At 59.4% G+C, this 23169-nt stretch carries 20 protein-coding genes; 6 read left to right on the forward strand and 14 right to left on the reverse strand.

Annotated elements, in window-relative coordinates; translation table 11 throughout:
* Positions 1 to 80: 80 nt before the first annotated feature.
* Complete coding sequence (locus tag KVG95_RS00005) at positions 81 to 848, reverse strand: CHAD domain-containing protein (protein ID WP_217854088.1); 768 nt, start codon at positions 846 to 848, stop codon at positions 81 to 83.
* A 44-nt stretch (positions 849 to 892) separates the two neighbouring features.
* A complete protein-coding gene (locus KVG95_RS00010) occupies positions 893 to 1171 on the reverse strand; it encodes a hypothetical protein (RefSeq protein ID WP_052964059.1) in 279 nt (92 codons plus the stop codon).
* 232 nt (positions 1172 to 1403) lie between these two features.
* On the opposite strand from KVG95_RS00010, the gene KVG95_RS00015 reads away from it, so the two are divergent.
* A complete protein-coding gene (locus tag KVG95_RS00015; RefSeq protein ID WP_217854089.1) occupies positions 1404 to 2453 on the forward strand; it encodes a patatin-like phospholipase family protein in 1050 nt (349 codons plus the stop codon).
* A gap of 130 nt (positions 2454 to 2583) precedes the next feature.
* Here KVG95_RS00015 and KVG95_RS00020 read toward each other — a convergent pair whose 3' ends face one another.
* From KVG95_RS00020 to kdpF, 6 genes are all read right to left on the reverse strand, one after another.
* Positions 2584 to 3282 carry a response regulator gene (locus tag KVG95_RS00020; protein WP_217854090.1) on the reverse strand — a complete coding sequence of 233 codons (699 nt, stop codon included), beginning with the start codon at positions 3280 to 3282 and terminating at the stop codon, positions 2584 to 2586.
* Between the two features lie 48 nt (positions 3283 to 3330).
* Complete coding sequence (locus KVG95_RS00025) at positions 3331 to 5982, reverse strand: DUF4118 domain-containing protein (protein WP_217854091.1); 2652 nt, start codon at positions 5980 to 5982, stop codon at positions 3331 to 3333.
* Between the two features lie 156 nt (positions 5983 to 6138).
* Complete coding sequence (gene kdpC / locus KVG95_RS00030) at positions 6139 to 6684, reverse strand: potassium-transporting ATPase subunit KdpC (protein WP_217854092.1); 546 nt, start codon at positions 6682 to 6684, stop codon at positions 6139 to 6141.
* 214 nt (positions 6685 to 6898) lie between these two features.
* Positions 6899 to 8956, reverse strand: coding sequence for a potassium-transporting ATPase subunit KdpB (kdpB, locus tag KVG95_RS00035; RefSeq protein WP_217854093.1), 2058 nt, complete (start codon positions 8954 to 8956; stop codon positions 6899 to 6901).
* 24 nt (positions 8957 to 8980) lie between these two features.
* A complete protein-coding gene (gene kdpA, locus KVG95_RS00040) occupies positions 8981 to 10678 on the reverse strand; it encodes a potassium-transporting ATPase subunit KdpA (protein WP_217854094.1) in 1698 nt (565 codons plus the stop codon).
* Between the two features lie 8 nt (positions 10679 to 10686).
* Entirely contained in the window at positions 10687 to 10776 is a 90-nt protein-coding gene (gene kdpF, locus KVG95_RS00045) for a K(+)-transporting ATPase subunit F (protein ID WP_007899818.1), read from the reverse strand.
* A 404-nt stretch (positions 10777 to 11180) separates the two neighbouring features.
* On the opposite strand from kdpF, the gene eat reads away from it, so the two are divergent.
* Together eat and KVG95_RS00055 are read left to right on the forward strand one after the other, a co-directional pair.
* The gene (gene eat, locus KVG95_RS00050) at positions 11181 to 12545 is read left to right on the forward strand and encodes an ethanolamine permease (RefSeq protein WP_008006002.1); all 1365 of its coding nucleotides are present in this window, start codon (positions 11181 to 11183) and stop codon (positions 12543 to 12545) included.
* A gap of 145 nt (positions 12546 to 12690) precedes the next feature.
* Complete coding sequence (locus KVG95_RS00055; RefSeq protein WP_008006000.1) at positions 12691 to 12858, forward strand: DUF2897 family protein; 168 nt, start codon at positions 12691 to 12693, stop codon at positions 12856 to 12858.
* A gap of 212 nt (positions 12859 to 13070) precedes the next feature.
* Here KVG95_RS00055 and KVG95_RS00060 read toward each other — a convergent pair whose 3' ends face one another.
* The 6 genes from KVG95_RS00060 to KVG95_RS00085 form a co-directional block, all read right to left on the reverse strand.
* On the reverse strand, positions 13071 to 13922 hold the full coding sequence (locus KVG95_RS00060; protein WP_217854095.1) for an urea carboxylase-associated family protein: 852 nt from the start codon (positions 13920 to 13922) through the stop codon (positions 13071 to 13073).
* 15 nt (positions 13923 to 13937) lie between these two features.
* A complete protein-coding gene (locus KVG95_RS00065) occupies positions 13938 to 14591 on the reverse strand; it encodes a GntR family transcriptional regulator (RefSeq protein ID WP_217854096.1) in 654 nt (217 codons plus the stop codon).
* A gap of 74 nt (positions 14592 to 14665) precedes the next feature.
* The gene (fabF, locus tag KVG95_RS00070) at positions 14666 to 15940 is read right to left on the reverse strand and encodes a beta-ketoacyl-ACP synthase II (RefSeq protein WP_052964075.1); all 1275 of its coding nucleotides are present in this window, start codon (positions 15938 to 15940) and stop codon (positions 14666 to 14668) included.
* Positions 15941 to 15972: 32 nt separating this feature from the next.
* Positions 15973 to 16767 carry an SDR family NAD(P)-dependent oxidoreductase gene (locus KVG95_RS00075; RefSeq protein WP_123723166.1) on the reverse strand — a complete coding sequence of 265 codons (795 nt, stop codon included), beginning with the start codon at positions 16765 to 16767 and terminating at the stop codon, positions 15973 to 15975.
* Positions 16768 to 16976: 209 nt separating this feature from the next.
* Positions 16977 to 17312 carry a ComEA family DNA-binding protein gene (locus tag KVG95_RS00080; protein ID WP_217854097.1) on the reverse strand — a complete coding sequence of 112 codons (336 nt, stop codon included), beginning with the start codon at positions 17310 to 17312 and terminating at the stop codon, positions 16977 to 16979.
* A 112-nt stretch (positions 17313 to 17424) separates the two neighbouring features.
* Positions 17425 to 19419: a polysaccharide biosynthesis protein gene (locus tag KVG95_RS00085; protein WP_217854098.1), complete on the reverse strand. Its 1995-nt coding sequence runs from the start codon at positions 19417 to 19419 to the stop codon at positions 17425 to 17427.
* Between the two features lie 362 nt (positions 19420 to 19781).
* Here KVG95_RS00085 and KVG95_RS00090 point away from each other — a divergent pair, with 362 nt between their 5' ends.
* From KVG95_RS00090 to KVG95_RS00100, 3 genes are all read left to right on the forward strand, one after another.
* Entirely contained in the window at positions 19782 to 20801 is a 1020-nt protein-coding gene (locus KVG95_RS00090) for a glycosyltransferase family 2 protein (RefSeq protein ID WP_225922852.1), read from the forward strand.
* Positions 20802 to 20928: 127 nt separating this feature from the next.
* Complete coding sequence (locus KVG95_RS00095) at positions 20929 to 21765, forward strand: ABC transporter permease (RefSeq protein ID WP_217854099.1); 837 nt, start codon at positions 20929 to 20931, stop codon at positions 21763 to 21765.
* A gap of 1 nt (position 21766) precedes the next feature.
* Positions 21767 to 23167: an ABC transporter ATP-binding protein gene (locus tag KVG95_RS00100; protein ID WP_225922853.1), complete on the forward strand. Its 1401-nt coding sequence runs from the start codon at positions 21767 to 21769 to the stop codon at positions 23165 to 23167.
* Positions 23168 to 23169 lie beyond the last annotated feature (2 nt).

Consider the following 23169-nt stretch of genomic DNA (forward strand, 5'->3'; position numbering starts at 1 on the left):
GACAGAGCGAATATCAACCCAAAGCTGGTTGAGGGCTTCCCTTCAACCATAGAATCTCCCACGGTTGATCTTTGGTGGTTTCAGGATTTGAAGCAGGCGGCGCTGAATTTGTCGAGGACGCGGTCGGCGCGCGCTTCGGCCTTGGCCAAGGTGGTTTTCCAGACTGCGACACAGGGCTGCAAATCGGGCTCTTCTTTGGCACGGTCCAGCCACTGCCAGCTGTCGTGCCAATCACCCAAAGCAGCCTGCGCCGATTTCAGGCTGGGCAGGGCCGCTTCCGGCAAGCGATCCAGTTCGGGGTAGGCTTCGATGCCATAGCGCACGCGCTTGATCAGCAGGCGCAGGCGATGGCGGTCATGGGCGGGGTCATGCAGGGCCTGATCGAGTTTCTTCCATTGTTTGCCCAAGCGTTTTTCGATGCGCTTGCGTAAGCCCTTGAGCAAGCCCTGACGCTGGGAAGCCCGCAGGAAACGCGGAAAAGCGTCGAGGATCATCAGCATCTGCGCCACTTCCGGGCTCGCCGCGACGAGGGGATAAGCCTCGTCCATCCGCACCATGCGCCGATGCGCGGCCTCGGGTTGATCGTGCTCGAGCAAGTACGCCGCCAGCACTTCGCGATCGCGCAACGGCGTGGTCAGGTCACCGACCCGGGATGCCGCCGCTTCCAGTTGCTCGACCCCGGGTAAACCGCGCAAGGGCCTCAGCAGGCTGCGCAAACGCCGCACGGTGGTGCGTAGATCGTGCAGCGCTTCAGAGTCGGTGCGGGCACTCAAGCGTGCCTGACAGGCGAGCAGGCGAACGTCCAGGCTCAGAACACGAGCCACCAACCGATCAACCAAGGCAGACATCGCTTGCTCCCTGAATCAAATTCCCCCATTGGCTATAGCATGCTTCAGCGGCCGGCGCGAGACTCACGAATGTAGAAGCGCGCCTTCTCGGCCTTCTTGGTACAACCCTCATAGGCTTCGAATTGTTGCTGGGTCTTGGCACCGGTCAGCAACGACAGCGCCTTGGAGTAGCTGACGGTCCCGGCAAAGCCCTCGACCTTGGCCAGGTCCAGTTCATGCCAGGCGGCATCGAGCTGGCTACCGCAGCTGTCACGGTAAGCGGTTTTACCGGCACAACCGGCGAGTGCCAGGGCAATCAACGGCACACAGATCCAGACTTTCATCACTCACACCTCAAAGATAGGTAAACATGCATGCACGTAAGACGGTCTGGCACGTGAAAAGTGCCTTGGGCCGCAGTGGAAACCCGCCGTGGAAATCACAGCGCCCGCGAGAATACCCATTCGCCTTCCCAGAGTGTCAAAAAACGACGCACTGGCCTCGCCAAACGACCATAGCGATTGAAGCTTGCCCCTCGATAGGTGCATTGTTGAACCTTGTCAGAGAGGTCGATTCATGAAAAAGCGTGTCGCACTGGTGTTGGGCTCGGGTGGCGCCCGGGGCTACGCCCATATCGGCGTCATTGAAGAGATCGAACGGCGCGGCTACGACATCGCCTGTATCGCCGGTTGCTCCATGGGCGCGGTGGTCGGCGGGATCTATGCCGCCGGTAAACTCAAGGATTATCGCGACTGGATCGAGAGCCTGGATTACCTCGACGTCTTGCGCCTGGTGGACGTCAGCTTCCGCCTGGGCGCGATTCGCGGGGAAAAGGTCTTCGGGCAGATCCGCAAGATCGTCGGCGAAATCAACATCGAAGACTTGCGCATTCCCTACACGGCCGTGGCCACGGACCTGACCAACCAGCAGGAAATCTGGTTCCAGGAAGGCTGCCTGCACCAGGCCATGCGCGCCTCGGCGGCGATCCCCAGCCTGTTCACGCCGGTGATGCAGGGCAATCGAATGCTGGTGGACGGCGGTATCCTCAACCCATTGCCGATCGTGCCGGTGGTGTCGAGCCATTGCGACCTGATCATCGCGGTCAACCTCAACTCCACCAACCAGCGTCACTATCAACTGCCGGTGATCCAGCGCCCGGCCGCGTTCAAGACCCGCTTCGACAGCCTGATTAACTCGCTAGGCTCAAAAATGCCCTTCCGCCGCAAACAGGCGGAACAATTGCTGCTGCTGGAAAAGGAAGCGTTGATGGCGGAAGCGGCCGAGATTAATCCGTGGATCGAATCCGCCGCGCCCGAAGGCCAGCAACCGGCGGCCGCCCCGGAAAGCAACGGCGCACCGAAATCCGCCACCGGGTCGTTCATCATCGACAACGTCGGGCCGGCGTCCCTGCTGGACCTGATCAACCAGAGTTTCGAGGTGATGCAGACGTCATTGGCGCAATACAAGATTGCCGGGTATCCGCCGGATATCCTGATCAATGTGCCTAAGCGGGTGTGCCGGTTTTTCGAGTTCTACAAGGCGCCGGAATTGATCGCGCTGGGGCGTGAGATTGCTCGGGATACGCTGGATCGGTATGAGAATGAACGAAATGAAGATGGGCGATGACTGATCCGGCGCCTTCGCGAGCAAGCCCGCTCCCACAGTGGATCTTCAGTGTTCACATAGTTTGTGCTCATCACCGAACCAATGTGGGAGCGGGCTTGCTCGCGAAAGCGTCAGATCAATCAATACAGGACTAAAGGCTGTCCTCACTCAAAAGCCGATACCCCACCCCCGCTTCGGTGACGATGAACCGTGGCTGAGTCGGATCATCCGCCAGTTTCTGCCGCAGGTGCCCCACCACTATCCGCAGATAGTGGCTGTCTTCGGTGTGGGTCGGCCCCCAAATATCCTTGAGCAATTGCTGCTGGGTGATGACCCGCCCCGGATGCCGCGCCAGTTGCGCGAGTACCGCATATTCCTTGCGCGTCAGCGCCACTTCGATACCGTCCAATAGCACTCGGCGATAAGCCAGGTCCACGGTGAGCGGACCGAAACTGAGCGCCGCTTCCTGGGCCTCACCGGTCGGCGGCTGACGCAGCAACGCGCGCACTCGGGCCAGAAATTCCTGGATGCCGAACGGCTTGGTCACGTAGTCGTTGGCGCCGCCATCCAGGGCTTTTACTTTCTGCCCTTCGCTGGCGCGCACCGACAGCACCAGTACCGGCACCGTCGACCACTCGCGAAACTCGCGCAGCACCTGCTGGCCGTCCATGTCCGGGAGGCCGAGGTCAAGCACCAGCAGGTCGGGTTTGTTCAATGCGGCTTGGGCCAAGCCGTCCGTGCCGGTGCCGGCCTCCAGCACTTTGTAGCCTTGAGAGGCGAGGCTGATGCGCAGGAATTTGCGGATCTGCGGTTCGTCGTCGATGACCAAAATGGTCGAGGTCTGGCTCATGAATTCACATCAACACAAAGAAGTGGCAAGAGAGTAGCGCAGACGAGATCAGGCTTCACTGTCCAATCCCGGCTGAGTCTGCAACGGCAGGTGCAGCGTGATGCAGGTGCCGCGGCCTTCAATGCCGTCGGCGACGCTGATCCGCCCGCCATGGGCACCGACCATGCCCTGACAGATCGCCAGTCCCAGACCGGTGCCCTGCCCGCCGCGATCGCCGCGAGCGGCGGTGTAGAACATGTCGAAAACTTTCGCCCGTTCCTCTTCCGGAATCCCCGGCCCCTCATCGCTCACCGAAAAAAACAGCTCGCTGTCAGTGGCCCCGGCACGCAATTCCAGTCGCCCGCGAGGCGGTGAGAAACGCGCAGCGTTTTCCAATACGTTGACCAGCGCTTGCTCGATCAACGCAGCATGCACATAGAGCAGCGGCAGCTCGGCCGGCACTTCGGTAATGACTTGCAATGACGCCAGCACCGCACGCAGACGATTGAGCGAACTGCCGACGATGTCTGCCGGCGACACCCAATCCCGCGCCAGCTTCAAGGCGCCATGACCGAGGCGAGTCATGTCCAGCAGGTTTTGAATGTAGCGATCCAGCCGTTCGGCTTCATCGCGGGTGCCTTCAAGCAGTTCGCGACGGTCCTCCAGCGGAATCGCCTCGCCAAGCGCCAGCAGGCTGTCGATGCTACCGCGCATGGAAGTCAGTGGCGTGCGCAAATCGTGGGACACCGAGGCCAGCAGTGCGCTGCGCAGTTGCTCGGTTTCACCATGCAAGCGCGCCGCCTCAAGGTCATCGGCCAGTTGTGCACGGGCCAACGCCTGGGCCAGCGGTTGACTCAGTGCGGTCAGCAAACGCCGACGCTGGCCGCTCAGGGTCTGACCTTCTTTGGCACACACGCCGAGCAGGGCCAGCGGCCCATCGTCCACCGACAACGGCCACCACCACCAGCGCCCGAACGGCAAAGTGCCGGTGCCTGCGCCAGCCGGTTGGTCATGCTGCCAGGCCCAATCGGCGGCGGCGCGCTCGGCTTCGGAGAACTCCAGCGGCCCGCCGGTTTCAACTTTCCAACCGCTCTGGCCATCGCGATTGAGCAGACACAGTTTCAGGTCGGTCCAGCCGTTGAGGTGCTGCGCCGCAGCGCTGACCACGGCCTGACGGTCGGTGGCGGCGGTGAGTTTGCGCGACAGGTCGAGCAATTCGCTGGTTTCTTCCTGGGTGTCGCGCAAGGCCTGCAATTGCCGCCGTTGCCGAGCCGCCAGGTTGCCGGTGAGGGCCGCCATCAGCAGGAAAAACAGCAAGGTCAGCACATCCTCTTCACGCTGGATGCTGAAAGAGAAATTCGGCGGAATGAACAGAAAGTCATAGGTCAGAAACGACAGCGCCGCGCAGGACAATGCCGGGCCAAGGCTGCTGCGCACCGCCACCAGCAACACCGCCGCGAGGAACACCAGCGAAATGTTGGGCAGCGGCAAGAGGCTCTCCACCACCCAGGCCAGGGCACTGGCGAGCACTGTCGCCACCAGCGCCAAGGCGTAGTCGAACCAGACCAGCGATTGCGCCGAGCGTTGGCGCGGCTGATGCTGTTCCTGATCGCTGTCGAGCACGTTGATTTCCAGCCCACGAGCATTACGCAGCAAACGTGACGCCAGACCGCCGCCGAACAACCGTCGACGCAAACGCTGGCGTGACTGGCCCACCAACACCAGGCTGGCGCGTCGTTCAGCGGCGTGCTGGATCAACGTTTTCGCCACCTCACCGGCGCGCAGCAACACCACTTCGCCACCGAGGCGCTCAGCCAGTTGTTGAGCACTTTGCAGGCGCAGGCGCGATTGCTCGTCGCGCACACGGCCATTGTCCACATGCACCAGGCTCCACGGCAGATGCCGGCGCTGGGCGACACGACTGGCGTGACGCACCAGACGCTCGGCCTGAGCATCGCCATCGACGCCCACCAGCAAACGACCGCGCACGGCCGGTGCAGCCTGCCCCAACTGGCGATAACCCTGCGCCAGATCGTCATCGACCTGAGCCGCAGCGGTTTGCATCGCCAGTTCACGCAGGGCGGTGAGGTTGGTCTGAGTGAAGAACGCATCGATGGCCGCCCGCGCCTGCTCCGGCACGTAGACCTTGCCGTCGCGCAGACGCTCCAGCAACTCACGCGGCGGCAGGTCAATCAGCAGCAGTTCGTAGGCTTCTTGCAACACCCAGTCCGGCAGGGTTTCGCGCACCTGCACGCCGGTGATGCCGCGCACCTGATCGTTGAGACTTTCCAGATGCTGGACATTGACCGTGGTGAACACGTCAATGCCGGCGGCGAGCAATTCCTGGATGTCTTGCCAGCGTTTGGCGTGCCGACTGCCGGGGGCGTTGCTGTGGGCCAGCTCGTCCACCAGCACCAGTTTCGGCTTGGCTTTGATCAGACCGTCGAGGTCCATCTCTTCGAGCATCACGCCGCGGTATTCCGAGCGCACCAACGGCTGCTGCGGCAAGCCAGCCAACAGCGCTTCGGTTTCGGCGCGACCATGGGTTTCGACCACCCCGGCCATGACTTTCACGCCCTGGCGCAGTTGAGTGTGGGCAGCTTGCAGCATGGCGTAGGTCTTGCCGACCCCCGGGGCTGCGCCAAGGAACACCTTGAGCCGGCCACGGCCATCGCGGGGCAGGTCTGCTAACAGCGCGTCGGCGCGGCCGGAGTCACTCATGCTTGGGGATCTCTTTTTTCAGATGTTGATGTGGTGATTGTTCAGCCGCCTTCGCGAGCAAGTCGGATCGCCGCACCGCCGCTCCCACAAGGGATCTTCAGCGTTCACAGATCTAATGTGGGAGCGGGCTTGCTCGCGAATGGCGCCACCACCGATCTACAGTTTTTCCAGCGCCAAATTCAGCGCCAACACATTCACCACCGGCGGCCCCACCAGCGGCTGCTCGATGTGCGCATCCATTAGTTGCTCAAGCGTAGACACTGGCAGATTGCGCGCCGCCGCGACTCGCGCCAGTTGATAGGCAATCGCCGCCGGTGGCAAGTGCGGATCGAGGCCGCTGCCAGAGGTGGTCAGCATGGCCAACGGCACCGGACCTTGCCCTGGCACCTGCAATTTATTGGCCTCGTCGATTACCCGAGTGGCCAGCGCCGGATTGCTGGGCGAGAAGTTACTGGCGCTGCTCGACACGGTGGCAAAGGCACCGGCCGATGGCCGTGGGTGGAACCAGGCGTCGCCGACGAAATCCTGGGCGATCAGCGACGAACCGCGGACTTTGCCGTCGGCATCATGCACCAGGCTGCCATTTGCCTGATCCGGGAAGGCGACCTGGGCGATACCGGTGACCACCAAAGGGTAGGCGACGCCGGTGATCAGGGTCATCAGCATCAGCAGGCTCAGGGCCGGACGTATTAGTGTGGACATTTCACAATCCTCGATTCGAAGAATATTCATCACTCGGAAGGCACACACATCACCTGTGGCGAGGGAGCTTGCTCCCGCTCGGCTGCGCAGCAGTCGTAAACCCGGTGAATGCGATGTACCTGAATAAACACGGTGGCCTGAGGTGGGGCTGCTTTGCAGCCCAGCGGGAGCAAGCTCCCTCGCCACAAAAGCCCCCTGCCTCAAGCAGCAACCGTCAAACCAGATGCAACGCCGTCAACAACATGTCGATCGCCTTGATACCCACGAACGGCACCAGTAATCCACCCAGTCCATAGATCAGCAGATTGCGCCGCAATAACGCCGCCGCGCTCACCGCCTGCACCCGCACACCACGCAATGCCAGCGGAATCAGCACCACAATGATCAAGGCGTTGAACACAATCGCCGACAGAATCGCGCTCTGCGGACTGCTCAGGTGCATGACGTTGAGCACACCCAATTGCGGGTAGATCGAGGCGAACAGCGCCGGCAGGATCGCGAAGTACTTGGCCACGTCGTTGGCGATGGAAAAGGTCGTCAGCGCACCGCGGGTCACCAGCAATTCCTTGCCGATTTGCACCACGTCCAACAGCTTGGTCGGATCGCTGTCGAGGTCGACCATGTTCGCCGCCTCACGCGCCGCTTGCGTACCATCGTTCATCGCCATGCCGACGTCCGCCTGGGCCAGGGCCGGGGCGTCGTTGGCACCGTCGCCGCACATGGCGACCAGGCGACCGTCGTTCTGTTCATGACGAATGCGCGCCAGTTTTTTCTCCGGTGTGGCTTCGGCTAGCACGTCATCCACGCCTGCTTCAGCGGCAATCGCAGCAGCGGTCAGGGGGTTGTCGCCCGTGACCATGACCGTGCGAATCCCCAGCTTGCGCAGTTCGGCGAAACGCTCACGGATGCCAGGCTTGACCACGTCCTTGAGGTGGATGGCACCGAGCAATTTGCCGTCAACACAGACCAGCAACGGCGTGCCGCCACTCTGAGCAATCTTGTCGATTTCCCGCGACAAAGGCGCAGCCAGATCGGCGCGTTTCAGGCCGACAAAGGTCAGCAGCGAATCCACCGCGCCTTTGCGATAGACCCGGCCTTGATAGTCGACACCCGACAGGCGGGTTTCAGCGCTGAACGGCACGGCGGTCAATACGTCAGCGGACGGCTCGGGTTGCGGGTGAAGACCGCGCAGGTACTCGACGATGGATTTGCCTTCAGCCGTGTCATCGGCCAGGGAGGCAAACAACGCGCCTTCGGCCAGCTCTTTGGCGGTGACGCCAGGCGCGGCATAGACCGCGGAGCAGCGACGGTTGCCGAAGGTGATGGTGCCAGTCTTGTCCAGCAGCAGGACGTGCACGTCCCCCGCCGCTTCCACGGCGCGGCCGGACTTGGCGATCACGTTCAGGCGCACCAGACGGTCCATCCCGGCGATACCGATGGCCGACAACAAACCGCCGATAGTGGTCGGAATCAGCGTGACCAATAACGCCACCAGAAACACCAGCGGCAGGCTGCCGTTGGCGAAGTGGGCGAACGGTTGCAGGGTCACCACCACCAGCAGGAAGATCAGGGTCAAGCCGATCAGCAGGATATCCAACGCCACTTCGTTTGGGGTCTTCTGGCGTTTGGCGCCTTCGACCAGCGCAATCATGCGGTCGAGAGTCGACTCACCGGGGTTGGCGGTGATGCGTACCAGCAGCCAGTCGGACACCAGTCGGGTGTTGCCGGTGACGGCCGAGCGATCGCCGCCGGACTCGCGAATCACCGGCGCCGATTCACCGGTAATCGCCGCTTCGTTGACCGCCGCGATACCTTCGATCACCTCGCCGTCACCGGGAATCATCTCCCCCGCTTCGACGCGCACCACATCGTCCTTGCGCAGGCTGGTGGCCGGCACCACCTGAAAGCTGCCATTGGCGTTTTTGCGCCGGGCACTCAAGCCTTCGCTGCCGGCCTTGAGGCTGTCGGCACGGGCCTTGCCGCGACCTTCAGCCAGCGCTTCGGCGAAGTTGGCGAACAACACGGTGAACCACAGCCACAACGCGATCTGCGCGGCGACGAAAGTCGGCACGGCGTTGTCGGGAATGAAACACAGCACAGTGGTCAGAATCGCGGTCAGTTCGACCACCAGCATCACCGGCGCGCGCTGCAATTGCCGTGGGTCGAGCTTGACGAAGGCTTGCACCAGCGCTGGACGCCACAGAGCCGAGATCGCGGTTTTTGGTTGTTCCGGCGCCTTGACGGCGGCGGCTTTAGTTGCGGGCATATTCATCATTGATTCCCCTTAGCTCCTTATTCAAAAGGCAGCCATGCTCAGATGTTCAGCGATAGGACCCAGCGCCAGTGACGGCAGAAAGGTCAGGCCACCCACCAGCAAAATGGTCACGGTCAACAGGGTCACGAACAGCGGGCCGTGAGTCGGGAAGCTGTTCTGGCCAATCGGGGCGGTTTTCTTCATCGCCAGGCTGCCAGCCAGGGCCAGAACCGGGAGGATGTAACCGAAGCGCCCAATCAACATGCCGAAGCCCAACATCAGGTTGTGGAATGCGGTGTTCGCCCCAAATCCAGCAAACGCCGAACCGTTGTTGGCACTGGCCGAGGTGTAGGCATAAAGCAACTGGCTGAAACCGTGAGCACCGGGGTTAGTCACCGCCGCGACCGGGCCTGGCAGGCTGGCGGCAATTGCGCCGAGCACCAGCACGCCGACCGGCATCACCAGCAAAGTCACCACCAGCAACTGGACTTCCCGGGCTTGCAGTTTCTTGCCGAGGTATTCCGGAGTGCGGCCGATCATCAGTCCGGCGAGGAACACCGCGATCAGTACGTTGAGCAACATGCCGTAGAGCCCGGCTCCGACGCCGCCGAAGATCACTTCGCCGACCATCATGTTGATCATCGCGACCATCCCGCTCAGCGGGTTGAGGCTGTCGTGCATGCCGTTGACCGAACCGTTCGACGCCGCAGTGGTGGTCACCGACCACAGCACGGTGGCGGTGGTGCCGAAGCGCGCTTCCTTGCCTTCCAGCGGCGCGGTTTGTTCAACGGCGACGTTGGCCAGAGTCGGGTTGGGTTGGTATTCAGCCCACAGCGATGTCGCACCGCCGATCAAAAACAGCGCCAGCATGCAGGCGATGATCGCGCGGCTCTGACGCAGGTCTTTCACGTAATGGCCGAAGGTGAACACCAGCGCCACCGGGATCAGAATGATCGAGGAGACTTCGAACAGGTTGCTCCAGGCTGTCGGGTTCTCGAACGGATGCGCCGAGTTGACGCCGAAGAAACCACCGCCATTGGTGCCCAGTTGCTTGATCGCAATCTGGCTGGCAGCCGGGCCGAGCGGGATCACCTGATCGACGCCTTGCATGGTCACGGCATTCACGTAATGAGCGAAGGTTTGTGGCACGCCCTGCCAGACCAGAAACAGCGCCAACAGCAGGCACAACGGCAGCAGGCCATAGAGGGTGGCGCGGGTCATGTCGACCCAGAAATTGCCCAGGGTCTTGGTGGACTTGCGACCGATGCCGCGACATAGCGCGACTAACACAGCGAGGCCGGTGGCGGCGCTGACGAAGTTCTGCACGGTGAGGCCGACCATCTGACTCAGGTAGCTGAGGGTCGCTTCGCCGCTGTAGGACTGCCAGTTGGTGTTGGTCATGAAGCTGACGGCGGTGTTGAAGGCTTGCGTCCACTCCTGACCCGGCAGGTTTTGCGGATTCAGCGGCAAGTGATCCTGAAACACCAGGATCGCAAACAGCAGCAAAAAACCCGCGAGGTTGAAGGCGAGCAAGGCCAGGGTGTATTTCTGCCAACTCTGTTCGACCTGCGGATCAACGCCGGCCACTCGATAGCAACCACGCTCCACCGGCCCGAGAATCGGCGAAAGCCAAGTGCGCTGCCCTTCCATCACCTTGTAGTAGAAGCGCCCCAGAAACGGTGCCGGGATCAGCACCACGGCGAAGAAGGCGAGGATCAGCCAATAGTCATAACTGTGCATAGCCGCTCCTAGTTCCGGTCCGCGCGCAATAGCGCAACCAACAGATAAATGAACAGCCCCACTGCCAATAGCAGTGACACTCCGTCCAGAACGCTCATGGAAGTTCTCCGTGTTACGGCGTATTGCCGCGTGTGGAGTGATTGTCTGCAGGGAGGCTGTAAAGGCGCGAGATCGAGGGGTGGGGCGGGGCATAAAGAATGCGTAAATAGTAGGTTTATGCCGGGGTTGCAGTGGTGTTCGGGCGGGCCTCTTCGCGAGCAAGCCCGCTCCCACATTTGGAATGCGTTTACCCACACAACTCCGATCCCTGTGGGAGCGGGCTTGCTCGCGAAGACGGCAGAACAGGCAACAACGCCCCCAACTGGCGCACAAAAAGCACTCATCCAGCGGCGAACATCCCCGATACGACAGCTTTCAGCGCTTTACGACGCCCATCCGCAAAATGGCACGCCCACTGCACACGCCCTCCCCGAGCTTTTCCAAACCGTTCCGGGAGCAACGCATGAACACACAACTCAAACCCACGCTGGGCACGCTCCACCTGTGGGGTATCGCGGTCGGGCTGGTGATTTCCGGTGAGTACTTCGGCTGGAGTTATGGCTGGGGCGTTGCCGGGACACTTGGCTTCCTGGTGACCTCGTTCATGGTCGCCACCATGTACACCTGCTTCATTTTCAGCTTCACCGAACTGACCACCGCCATTCCCCATGCCGGCGGTCCATTTGCCTACAGCCGCCGCGCCTTTGGAGAAAAAGGTGGATTGATTGCCGGGCTGGCGACCCTGATCGAATTCGTCTTCGCCCCACCGGCGATTGCCCTGGCGATCGGTGCCTATCTGAACGTGCAGTTTCCCGCCCTCGACCCAAAACACGCGGCAGTCGGCGCCTACATCGTGTTCATGGGCCTGAACATCCTCGGCGTGAAACTGGCCGCGACCTTCGAACTGGTGGTCTGCGTATTGGCGGTCGCCGAATTGCTGGTGTTCATGGGCGTGGTCGCCCCGGCATTCAGCTTCAGTAACTTCGCCCTCAACGGCTGGGCCGGTTCTGATGTGTTCGGTGCGCCAGCGATTGCCGGGATGTTCGCGGCGATTCCGTTTGCCATCTGGTTCTTCCTGGCCATCGAAGGTGCAGCCATGGCTGCCGAAGAAGCCAAGGACCCGAAACGCACGATTCCGAAAGCCTACATCAGCGGTATCCTGACCCTGGTGCTGCTGGCCATGGGCGTGATGTTCTTTGCCGGCGGCGTCGGCGACTGGCGCACCCTGTCGAACATCAACGATCCGCTGCCGCAAGCCATGAAAGCCGTGGTCGGCGAAAGCTCCGGCTGGTTGCACATGCTGGTGTGGATCGGCCTGTTCGGCTTGGTGGCGAGTTTCCACGGGATCATCCTCGGCTACTCGCGGCAGTTCTTCGCCCTCGCCCGGGCCGGTTACCTGCCGGCATCCCTGGCCAAACTGTCGCGCTTCCAGACCCCGCACCGGGCGATCATCGCCGGTGGCGTAATCGGCATCGCGGCGATCTACAGCGACGGTTTGATCAACCTCGGCGGCATGACGCTGACAGCGGCGATGATCACCATGGCGGTATTCGGTGCGATCGTGATGTACATCATGAGCATGCTCAGCCTGTTCAAACTGCGCAAAACCGAACCGAACCTGGAACGCACCTTCCGCGCGCCCTGCTATCCATTGGTGCCATTCATTGCACTGGTGCTGGCGGTGGTTTGCCTGGTGGCGATGGCCTGGTTCAACACCTTGATCGGGTTGATCTTCCTCGGCTTCATGGCAGTAGGTTTCGTATACTTCATGCTCACCGCGCAGTTGCGGGCCGATGCACCGGCGGATGCGATGTTGACCGGGCTCTGACTTCACACACCGCGCCTGCAAGGATGTACGGCGTCTACGGCCTATCAGGCATAGAATGGAACCACTGCGAAAATTAATCGCTCAAAGTGGTATGCACGATCGGTCGGCGAAACCCGCCAATCGGCCTGCCCTCAAGGAGAGCCCTATGCCCTGGTATGCCTGGTTGATTCTGATCGTTGCCATCGGCTCGATCGTTGGCGGTTTGATGATGCTGCGCGACACTGCCAACAAGGTCGAATTGACCGAAGAGCAACGTAAACGCGTCGCCGAACGCAATGCAGAAGCGGATGCCAAGGATGCGCAGGACCGCTGACCGAAATTGTGGGAGGCTAGCCGCAATGCCTGTCAGTTAAGCGCAATCCGTGTGGGAGCGGGCTTGCTCGCGAAAGCGGTGTGTCAGGCGACATCAATGTTGACTGTGCTGCCGTCTTCGCGAGCAAGTCGAATCGTCGCACCGCCGCTCCCACAGGTTCCGCGCCTTAACTGACAGGCATTGTGGCTAGCTCCCTCGCCACAAAACCGTTTCTATTGCTCCCAATCGGCCTTGGCGATGTGCAAGCCATGCAGCCCTTTGTACGCCGCACGCTCCGGCTGGCTCCAGCCTTCAAGCAACGACTCCTCCAACCGATAAATCTCCACCCCCAGCGGCCGACACACACTCAGCGGATCCTGCGCATCCGGCCCCCACATGGCCAGCGACAAATCCCCACCCGGGCAGGTCGACAGCGCGCACAGCAAATCAATCTCGGCAAAGAACTCCAGGTAATCACCCTGTTTTGCCGGGCAGGCCTTCATGAAGTACATGTCATCGTGATTCAGGCCGGTGCACTGGAAAATGTTCAGCACATCATGCACGTCAAACTCGGTCAGGCCATGGGGCAACACCGCGCGAGTCAAATTCGAGTGGCAGTGATGATGGAAGTCCTCGCCGGTGAGCATTTTGTTCACATATGGATCGCAGCGCGTCCCCAGCAAGTCGTGTAAACGCCCGCCATGTTCGTCGATGCCGTACCCGGCCAGGCTATCGTCGGTAATGGTCACCAGCGGCCGTAAGAAAGGCAGGTTCGACCAGAGCCGGTCATGGGTGCTGACATGCGCCCCTTGCAACTGCCGGGTCCGCGCAGCCCACAAGCGTTCGCGCGGGTCGTGGGCGTTCCAGACATTGAAGTCCCCGACTTGGGGGCCGACCGGGGTCGTGACCCTGAACACATGCCCCGCCGGCACATTCCAGGCACGGCCGGTGCGGATCGGCACTTCGAACTGCTCGATCAGCGTGCGCCCCTCTTTCTTGTCCCGGACTCTCTCGTAAAAAGCCGTGTCCACCTGCAAGGCCGAGCCTTTGCTGACTTGATAAGCCGCCGGATAGTCTTTGTACATGGCACAAATCCTCGATCAGTGATGGGAAGAAGGGGCAAGCATCTGCAACAGGAGGTGTTCGGAGTCGTCGAGATAAAGGCTCATGGCATCGCCGGCCGCGCGCTTATCGCCGTCGGCCAGCAAGTCATGTATCTGCCGGTCACGCGCCAGCCAGGGCGCCTGAAAACGTGATTCATCGGGAGCGGTGCAAAACACCAGGCGCAATTGCGCGACGACGTTGGTGAAGAACTCATCGAACAATGGACTGCGCAGCAATCCGACGATGTGTTGGTGAAAGGCCAGGCTGTGGGTGCCGACGACACGCCAGTCCTCACGCTCCCGGGCCAGCTCGGTGGCCTCCAGGGCTTCAAGCATCCGGTCGGACTGATAATCACGCAGCGGCTGACTGGCGCTGATGGCTTGCAGTTCCAGGGTGCGACGGACCTTGAACAGATCGCGCACATCATCAGCCCCCAACCTTCGCACCATCACGCCTTTGTTGCGGATATAACGGGTCAACCCTTCCTGCCCCAGACGGTGCAACGCCTCGCGAATTGTGTTTCGCGAGGCGTTGTAAGCCGACACCAGATCGTTTTCCACCAGCGCCATGCCGGGCAGCAAACGACCGCCGATGATGTCAGCGCGTAACTCCAATGTGATGTGGTCGGCCAGGGACAGTCCGCTGTTCATACTCAACGCCTCGTGATTGTTCAACAATCGTCAGCGAATAAGTAATCACTATTCGTGCCATCACCTGTCGTGAACTAGTCCTCCCAATATTTGAACAACACGCTGGCGTTCACGCCGCCAAATCCGAAGCCGTTGGACATCGCGTACTCGATCGTCATTGGCCGCGCCTGACCATGAACAATGTCCACGCCTTGGGTGGCTGGATCCGGGTTATCGAAGTTGAGCGTGGCCGGCACCACCTGATCGCGGAGTGCCAACAGCGTAAAGATCGCCTCGATCCCGCCTGCGGCGCCGAGCAAATGCCCGGTCGCGGACTTGGTCGACGTTACCGCTATCTTGTTGTCCGAGCCGAACAGCGACTTGATGGCCGCCAACTCCCCCAAATCCCCAACCGGAGTCGAGGTCGCATGAGCGTTGAGATGTTGCACCTGTGCCGGCGAAATGCCCGCCTGAGCCAACGCCAGCGACATCGCCCGATGCGCACCGCTGCCATCTTCAGGCCCCGCGGTCAGGTGATAGGCATCGGCGCTGGTGCCGTAACCGACCAGTTCGGCCAGAGGCTGAGCGCCGCGCGCCAGGGCATGCTCCAGAGATTCGATCACCAGAAGGCCCGAGCCCTCGCCCATCACAAAGCCATCGCGGCCACTGTCGAACGGCCGCGAGGAGCGTTCCGGGGTGTCGTTGTAACCGCTGGACAAGGCCCTGGCCGCCGCGAACCCGGCGAGACTGACACGATCGATCGCCGCCTCCGCACCGCCACACACTGCAATGTCCGCCTCGCCACATCGAATCAGCCGCGCCGCATCACCAATCGCCTGAACCCCGGCCGCGCACGCCGTTACCGGAGCCCCCAAAGGCCCCTTGAAACCGTGCTCGATCGACACATGGCCCGCGGCGAGATTGACCAAAAACGAAGGGATGGTGAACGGCGACAAACGTCGCGGGCCACGGTTGTCGGTGGTGCGCACCGCATCGGCAATCGCACCGAAACCACCCACGCCCGAGCCGATGATAGTTGCAGTACGCTCCTGGGCATTGGCGTCCTGCGGTTGCCAACCCGCCTGTTCCACTGCCTGACGCGCCGCCTCCATGGCAAACATAATGAAGCGGTCCATCTTCTTCTGCTCTTTGGGCGGCGTCGCCCGATCCGGATCAAAACCCGCCTCGGGATCTTCCGCCAGCGTCTGCACCGCGCCACCGACCTTGGCCGGCAGATCGGCCACCACCTCGTCCGGTAACGCCCGCAACCCGGAGCGCCCGGCCAACAGACGCGCCCAAACCGCTTCGACGCCACTACCCAACGGTGACACCAGGCCCATACCCGTGACTACCACTCGACGATTACTCATAACGCAAATACCTCAAGTCGATTCATGGCGCCTCACTTGTAACGCGTGGCGGCCGTGCTTCTGGACAGATTCGGCGCCATCGCATGACGCGCCGCTACATAGGACTCCCACTCAGAGAGATTCGGCAAGGAAGGAATGGTGATCAACTCACCTTGGTCCAGACCCGACAACGCTGCGTCAACCATCTCCCCCGCTTCCATGATCATGTCCGCCGGAATCTGGGACGCATCGATACCGGAACGCTCCAAAATCTCGGTGCGTGTTACCCCCGGCAACACCGCTTGAACCTGGACCCCGGTGCCCGCAAGCTCCTCGTTCAACGACTGAGTCAGGCTCAACACATAAGCCTTGCTCGCGCTGTACGTCGCATTGAACCGCTCAGGAAACAACGCTACCACCGACGCAATGTTAATGATCGTCCCCCGACCGGCCTTGGAAAAACCGGCAGCCGCCGCCGAGGCCAGCCTCGTCACCGTGGTGACGTTCAGCTGAATCAAACGCTCCAGCTGATCCATATCAGCGTTGGCGAGCAAACCATCCGCCGCGACACCAGCGTTGTTCAGCAACAGGCTGATACTCGAATCGCTGCGCAGACGCTGCTCAAGCTTCAACACATCATCCTTTTGCGTCAGATCCGCCTTCAGTACCTCCACCTGAACACCATGCGCGGCGCGCAACTTACTCGCCGCAGCCTCCAGCCGTTCCTGATCACGGGCAACCAGCAACAAATCAAAACCACGGGCCGCCAACCGCTCCGCGTAAACCGCGCCGATGCCGGAAGAAGCACCGGTGACGAGGGCCGTACCTTGGTTCTGGACAGAATTCATGACAATGCTCCTGGAGGATGCTTGAGAGGAAGGCGAAGCGCCTCAATGTCAGAGCGCTTCAGCGAATGACGAATTTATTATAGACATAATTTAAACGCCATATGATAGCCGTAATTTTTCATCTTCTGATGAAAGGCGTCAGATCACCCTCTGCGGCAATATGCAAAAAGGCCGGTCAATGACCGGCCTCTTGGTGTGGACTTACAAGCTTAGTTCACTTCCAGCTTCTCGCGATTCTTGTCCAGAATGGCTTTGCCGATCCCCTTCACTTCCAGCAATTCGTCGACGGACGAAAACGGCCCATTACTATCGCGATAAGCAACAATTGCCTTGGCCTTCGCTTCACCAATCCCGGACAACTCGCGCTGCAGAGTCGGCGCATCAGCCCCATTGAGATCGACCTTACCGGTTTGAGCCTTGGCGGCAACGTCCAGCATCAAGGGTGCCTTGGCAGCCTCCGGTGCCGCTGTCGGCGCAGCAATGGCCGCAATAGAAGCGCTGGTGAGCAGGGCAAAAACCAGAGAGTAGAAATAGCCAGTACGCATAAGTGAAGCTCCATGACATCGAATGAGAAAGCAGCTTTTCCGAAGCTGCCTCCTAAACTTAGGCGATGTGGTGGAGCTGTCAAAAGTGTGTCTGTTGCAGGATGTGAAACAATCAGGGCTCGAGACGACGTTGCTGGTGGATCCAGTCGACAATCTCGCCGTCGGGGGTATAGCCGCTGACCGTTTCGCGCAGGAGCTGGCGCACGCGGGAGTAATCATCCTCCTCGACGGCGATCAGCAACTCAGTCAAACGGCCCTTGAGCACGTCCCAGGACAGATGGTCTTCGTTGGCGGACATGATCATCGGATGGGACGTCGCAGAGACGTTATCCCCGATCAGCAACTCTTCGTAAAGCTTCTCGCCCGGACGCAAGCCAGTGAACTCAATGGAAATGTCACCGTGCAGGTTCTTCTCCGAGCGGATGCTCAAACCGGACAAGTGAATCATCTTCTCCGCCAGTTCGACGATCTTCACCGGTTCACCCATGTCCAGGACGAACACATCACCGCCCTGCCCCATGGATCCGGCCTGGATCACCAGTTGCGCGGCTTCAGGAATAGTCATGAAGTAGCGAGTGATTTTCGGGTGCGTGACCGTCAATGGGCCACCGGATTTGATCTGGCTGTGGAACAACGGAATCACCGAACCGGACGACCCAAGCACATTGCCAAAACGAACCATGGTGAAACGGGTTTTGTTGACCCGGGATACATTCGCCTTGTCACCAAACAGTACCGGGGCGATTTCACGACTGAGGGCCTGAAGGGTCAATTCCGCCAGACGTTTGGTACTGCCCATGACGTTGGTCGGACGTACGGCTTTATCGGTTGAGATCAGCACGAAGTTGGCCACACCCGACTGAAGGGCAGCCTGAGCGGTATTCAACGTGCCCATGACATTGTTGAGCACGCCTTCAGCGATATTATGCTCGACCATTGGCACATGCTTATAAGCCGCCGCGTGATAAACGGTATCCACGCGCCAGGTCTTCATCACATCGAGCAACTTATGCGGGTGACGGATAGAGCCGAGGATAGGCAGCAACTTGACCGGTACCGACTCACGGCAGGCGCGCTGCTCCAATTCCGACAGGATGCTGTAGAGATTGAATTCACTGTGCTCAAACAGCAGAAGCGTGGTCGGGCCAAGGGAGAAGATTTGACGGCACAGCTCCGAACCGATCGATCCGCCAGCACCAGTGACCATCACGGTCTTGCCTTTGATACAGCGTTCGAGCAAATCGGCCTGGGCTGGCACGGCATCACGACCCAGCAAATCAGCGATATCCACTTCCTGAATGTCTTCAACCTTGACCCTGCCGCTGGCCAGATCGGTGAAATTCGGAACACTTCGTACGTGAAGCGGGAAACCTTCCAGCAGATTGAGAATTTCCCTGCGTCGTGCGCGGGTAGACGACGGTAGGGCGAGAAGGATTTCCTGTGCACCGGTGACGTCGATCATCTGCTGGATGTGTTTGGGTTTGTAGACCTGAAGGCCTGAGATAGAGCGATCGGCAATGCCGGGATCGTCGTCGATGAATGCCACGGGGCGCATGACTCGGCCCATGCGAAGCGCAGCAACCAACTGATTGCCTGCCACGCCAGCGCCGTAGATGGCGACTTTGGTGAGGCCGTCATCGCGGCTTGCGAACGGTACGTGCTGGGAAGCGGTGAACCAATCACCCATGAAGTATTGGCGCATGCACAGGCGCAGGCCGCCGATAATCACCATGCTCAGCCACCAGTAGTTGAAGATGATGGAGCGCGGGACGACGGTTTGGTGGTTGCTGTACCAATAAACGACAACCGCCAGGATCAGTGACGAAAGGCTGACAGCCTTAATGATGGCTATCAGGGCATCGTTGCCAAAATAGCGCATGACCGCTCGGTACATACCAAAGCGGATGAATAAGGGAATGGCTACAACCGGCGCGCAAGCGAAGAGCCAGAAGTGGACCTTCAGCGGGTTGTACATGTCGTCGATGCCGAGGCGGACGATGAAGGCAAGCCAAAGAGCTATCCACACCAGCACAACGTCGGTGGCGACTTGAATCAGCCGCTTGCGCCGTCTTGGGAGGCCTAACAGCAACGTCCGAACCTTATCCATAAATCCCTCACTCACCCCGGTTTTCTCCCTGCACCTTCAGCATCAGTGTCGTCAAATCAAAAGCGCACGCCCCCGCTCGTATCCGCACGGAATATCGCTCGCCCCCGTTTGACATCACCCATTCGCAATTAATTCGCGGCCGCGTATGATGTCACACCGTCCAAAACGTCCCAAGCACAGAGACTGAGAGTAATACACAAGCAAAATTGAGAGCGGTGAGCGGCCAAACAAAACCACTGTAGTCGACAGCAGCGCAAACAGGCCCTGACGCTTGAGTTTTCGACGAGCAGCAGTATTTGGCCCCGGCTACTGCGCCGTGTAAAACATTGACAAACCCGGTAAACTAGCGCGCTCGCTGCGATATGAATACCTTACTCGTCACCATGGAAAGAGCGTTCAAACTTGTGCCAACCTCCTCGCGCTCAGCTGCCGCTGCACCTTTGAACAGTCTGGCAAAAAACGTCGGGAGCGTGGCTGTACTACTGTGTACATTCAATGGTGGCCGCTTTCTCAGGGATCAATTGGAATCGATTGCCGCTCAAAGTCATTCGAACTGGATGATCTATGCTTCGGATGATGGTTCAACGGACGAAACCGTCGAAATCCTGCAGCAATACCAGAAAATCTGGGGTGAAGATCGCCTTGTGCTCAGCCAGGGACCACAGTCTGGATTCACCAACAATTTCCTGACTGTTCTGGGCCGGGCTTGTGGGCAACATGCGTACTACGCCTTTTGTGACCAGGATGACCACTGGCACCCCGCCAAGCTGCAAAGAGCCCTAAGCTGGCTGGAACGGCAACCTGTCCGGCAACCCTCGCTCTATTGCGGTCGCACGAGAGTCATTGATGTCACCGGAAAAGCGCTCGGCTTTTCGCCATTGTTCAGCAAACGCCCAAGCTTCGAGAATGCTTTGATGCAAAGCCTGGCAGGTGGCAACACGATGGTGATCAACCAGGCAGCATGTTCCCTTCTGAGAGAAACCTCGACAGACATGCCATTGGTGTGCCATGACTGGTGGACGTATTTGCTAGTGACCGGTTGTGGCGGAAACGTTTATTACGATCCCACTCCAACTCTTGATTATCGCCAGCACAACCAGAACGTCATTGGCGCCAACACGTCAATCAAGAGCCGCCTGAATCGCCTTGTTCACATGCTCAAAGGCTCCCTCCGCGAATGGAATACCACGAATATTGCAGCGCTCAATACCCTCTCGTCCCGGTTGACTCCAGATAATGCAGAGAGCCTCAAGCGTTTTGAGCAAGCTCGCAATGCTCCGCTTACCACAAGAGTAAAGCTCATGGTGAGCAGTCGCTTCTATCGACAGACCCTTTTGGGCAATCTCGGTCTGGCTCTGGCTGTTCTGATCAAAAGAATCTAGTGATACGCCCCCTCCTCTGGGAGAATGCGCAACCAGCCGCCGAAGCGATCAAACCCTCCGCGGGTAAAATGACGCTGCCTTGCAACGATACCTTCGCCTTATCATTTTCATTCGTCTGGATATTTTAATGAGTGTTCCGCAAAAGACATCAAGCCTGTATGGCCTATCCAAAAACTTGATATTGCATCGCCATCTGATCTTTCAGATGACCAAGCGTGAAGTGATTGGCCGTTATCGGGGCTCGGTACTGGGCTTGCTTTGGTCATTCCTTAATCCGCTTATGATGTTGAGCGTCTACACGTTTGTGTTTTCGGTGGTGTTCAAATCGCGCTGGGGGATTTCACCTCCCGGCACCGAGGAGAGCAAAACCATGTTTGCGATCATGCTGTTTGCCGGGCTGATCGTGCACGCGGTGTTCGCGGAGGTCATCAACCGCTCTCCGAGCATCGTTTTAAGCAACGTCAACTACGTCAAGAAAGTGGTTTTCCCTCTGGAGATCCTGCCGATCGTGACGCTCGGCGCAGCGCTGTTTCACGGACTGGTCAGCCTGTCCGTATTGATCCTGGCCTACGTCATTTTCCAGGGGGTTCCCCACCTCACCATTCTGTTGGCTCCAGTGGTGATGCTCCCTCTGATTATCCTGATACTGGGCCTGGCCTGGATACTGGCATCCTTGGGGGTCTACCTTCAGGACGTGGGGCAGACCACCGGCATCATCACGACGATCATGCTATTCCTGTCACCAGTCTTCTTCCCGCTGAACTCCCTTCCCGCGCAGTATCAGACCATTATCCTGCTCAACCCCCTGACCTTCATTATCGAACAAATGAGGGAAATCGTTATTTGGGGGAGATTGCCCGACTTCATGGGACTGGGCGTCTATTTGATCGTCTCCGTATTTATCGCCGCGGCCGGATATGCGTGGTTCCAGAAAACAAGATCGGGTTTTGCAGATGTCCTCTGAAATGATTACAGCAGATCAGTCTGCAGCACTGGCACCTGCATCGACGTTTGCCATCCGCGTCGAGAACCTGAGCAAATGCTTTCATATCTACGATCGCCCTCGCCAGCGTTTACAGCAACTGCTGCTGGCGCCAATCAAAAGCCGGATCAAAGACGCAGAAGTCAAATACTATCGAGAGTTCTGGGCACTCAAGAACATCAACTTCGAAGTGTACCGCGGGGAAACGGTTGGCATTATCGGTAAAAACGGATCCGGCAAATCCACCTTGCTGCAGATTATCTGCGGAACCCTGACGGCCACTGAAGGCTCGGTAGAAGTCAATGGCCGAATCGCTGCCCTCCTGGAGCTGGGCTCCGGTTTCAACCCAGACTTCACGGGCCGGGAGAATATCTATCTCAACGGTTCGATATTAGGCCTCAGTCGCCAGGAGATTGACGAGCGCTTCGCCGAAATCGAAGCGTTTGCCGACATTGGCGACTTCATCGATCAGCAAGTCAAATCGTATTCCAGCGGCATGGCGGTTCGCCTGGCATTCGCGGTGGCGATCAACGCCGATCCGGAGATTCTTATCGTCGACGAGGCATTGTCTGTCGGGGATGAACTGTTCCAGCGCAAATGCTTTTCCAGAATTGAAGCCATTCGGCAAAAAGGCGCGACGATTCTATTCGTGTCCCACGCTGGCAGTGCCATTGTGGAACTCTGTGACCGCGCGATTTTGCTCGATAGCGGCGACAAGTTGACCGAAGGTGCGCCCAAGCAGGTGGTCGGCAACTATCAGAAAATGCTGTACGCAGCCGCGGATCGCCGGTCTATCATTCGCCAGCAAATCATCTCGGGGCAGGCACAGACGGGTGTGGATCCGGACACCGAAGAGTCCGTGCTTATCGAGATCGAACATAACATTGAAGAGAGTTTCGACCCCGACCTGAAGCCTAACAGCACGATCGAATACGAAGACAAGGGCGCACGGATTCGCGACGCCGGCATTTACACCCAGTCCAACATCAAGGTTAACAATCTGGTTCGCGGGCGCAGCTACTTCTATCGCTACAGTGTCGACTTTGCCACCATTGCCGAGCGGGTGCGGTTCGGTATGTTGATCAAAACTGTGAGCGGCGCGGAACTGGGAGGCGCGGTTTCCGCATCGTCGGTAGCGCACTCGGTCGAGTGGGTTGAAGCTGGCAGCAGCGTGCAAGTTCAGTTTGAGTTTGCCTGCAACCTGACGCCCGGCCTGTACTTCCTCAACGCTGGGGTAACCGGTATTTCCGACCAAGTCGAAACATTTCTGCATCGTGCCCTGGACGTTGCGGCATTCCGCGTCATCACGGAATCTGGCTGTCTGGCCACCAGTATCGTGGACTTCCACTGCGTGCCGACGCTGACATTTTCTCAAGGCATTTGAAT

This window comes from Pseudomonas farris, assembly GCF_019145235.1.
Lineage (GTDB): Bacteria > Pseudomonadota > Gammaproteobacteria > Pseudomonadales > Pseudomonadaceae > Aquipseudomonas > Aquipseudomonas farris.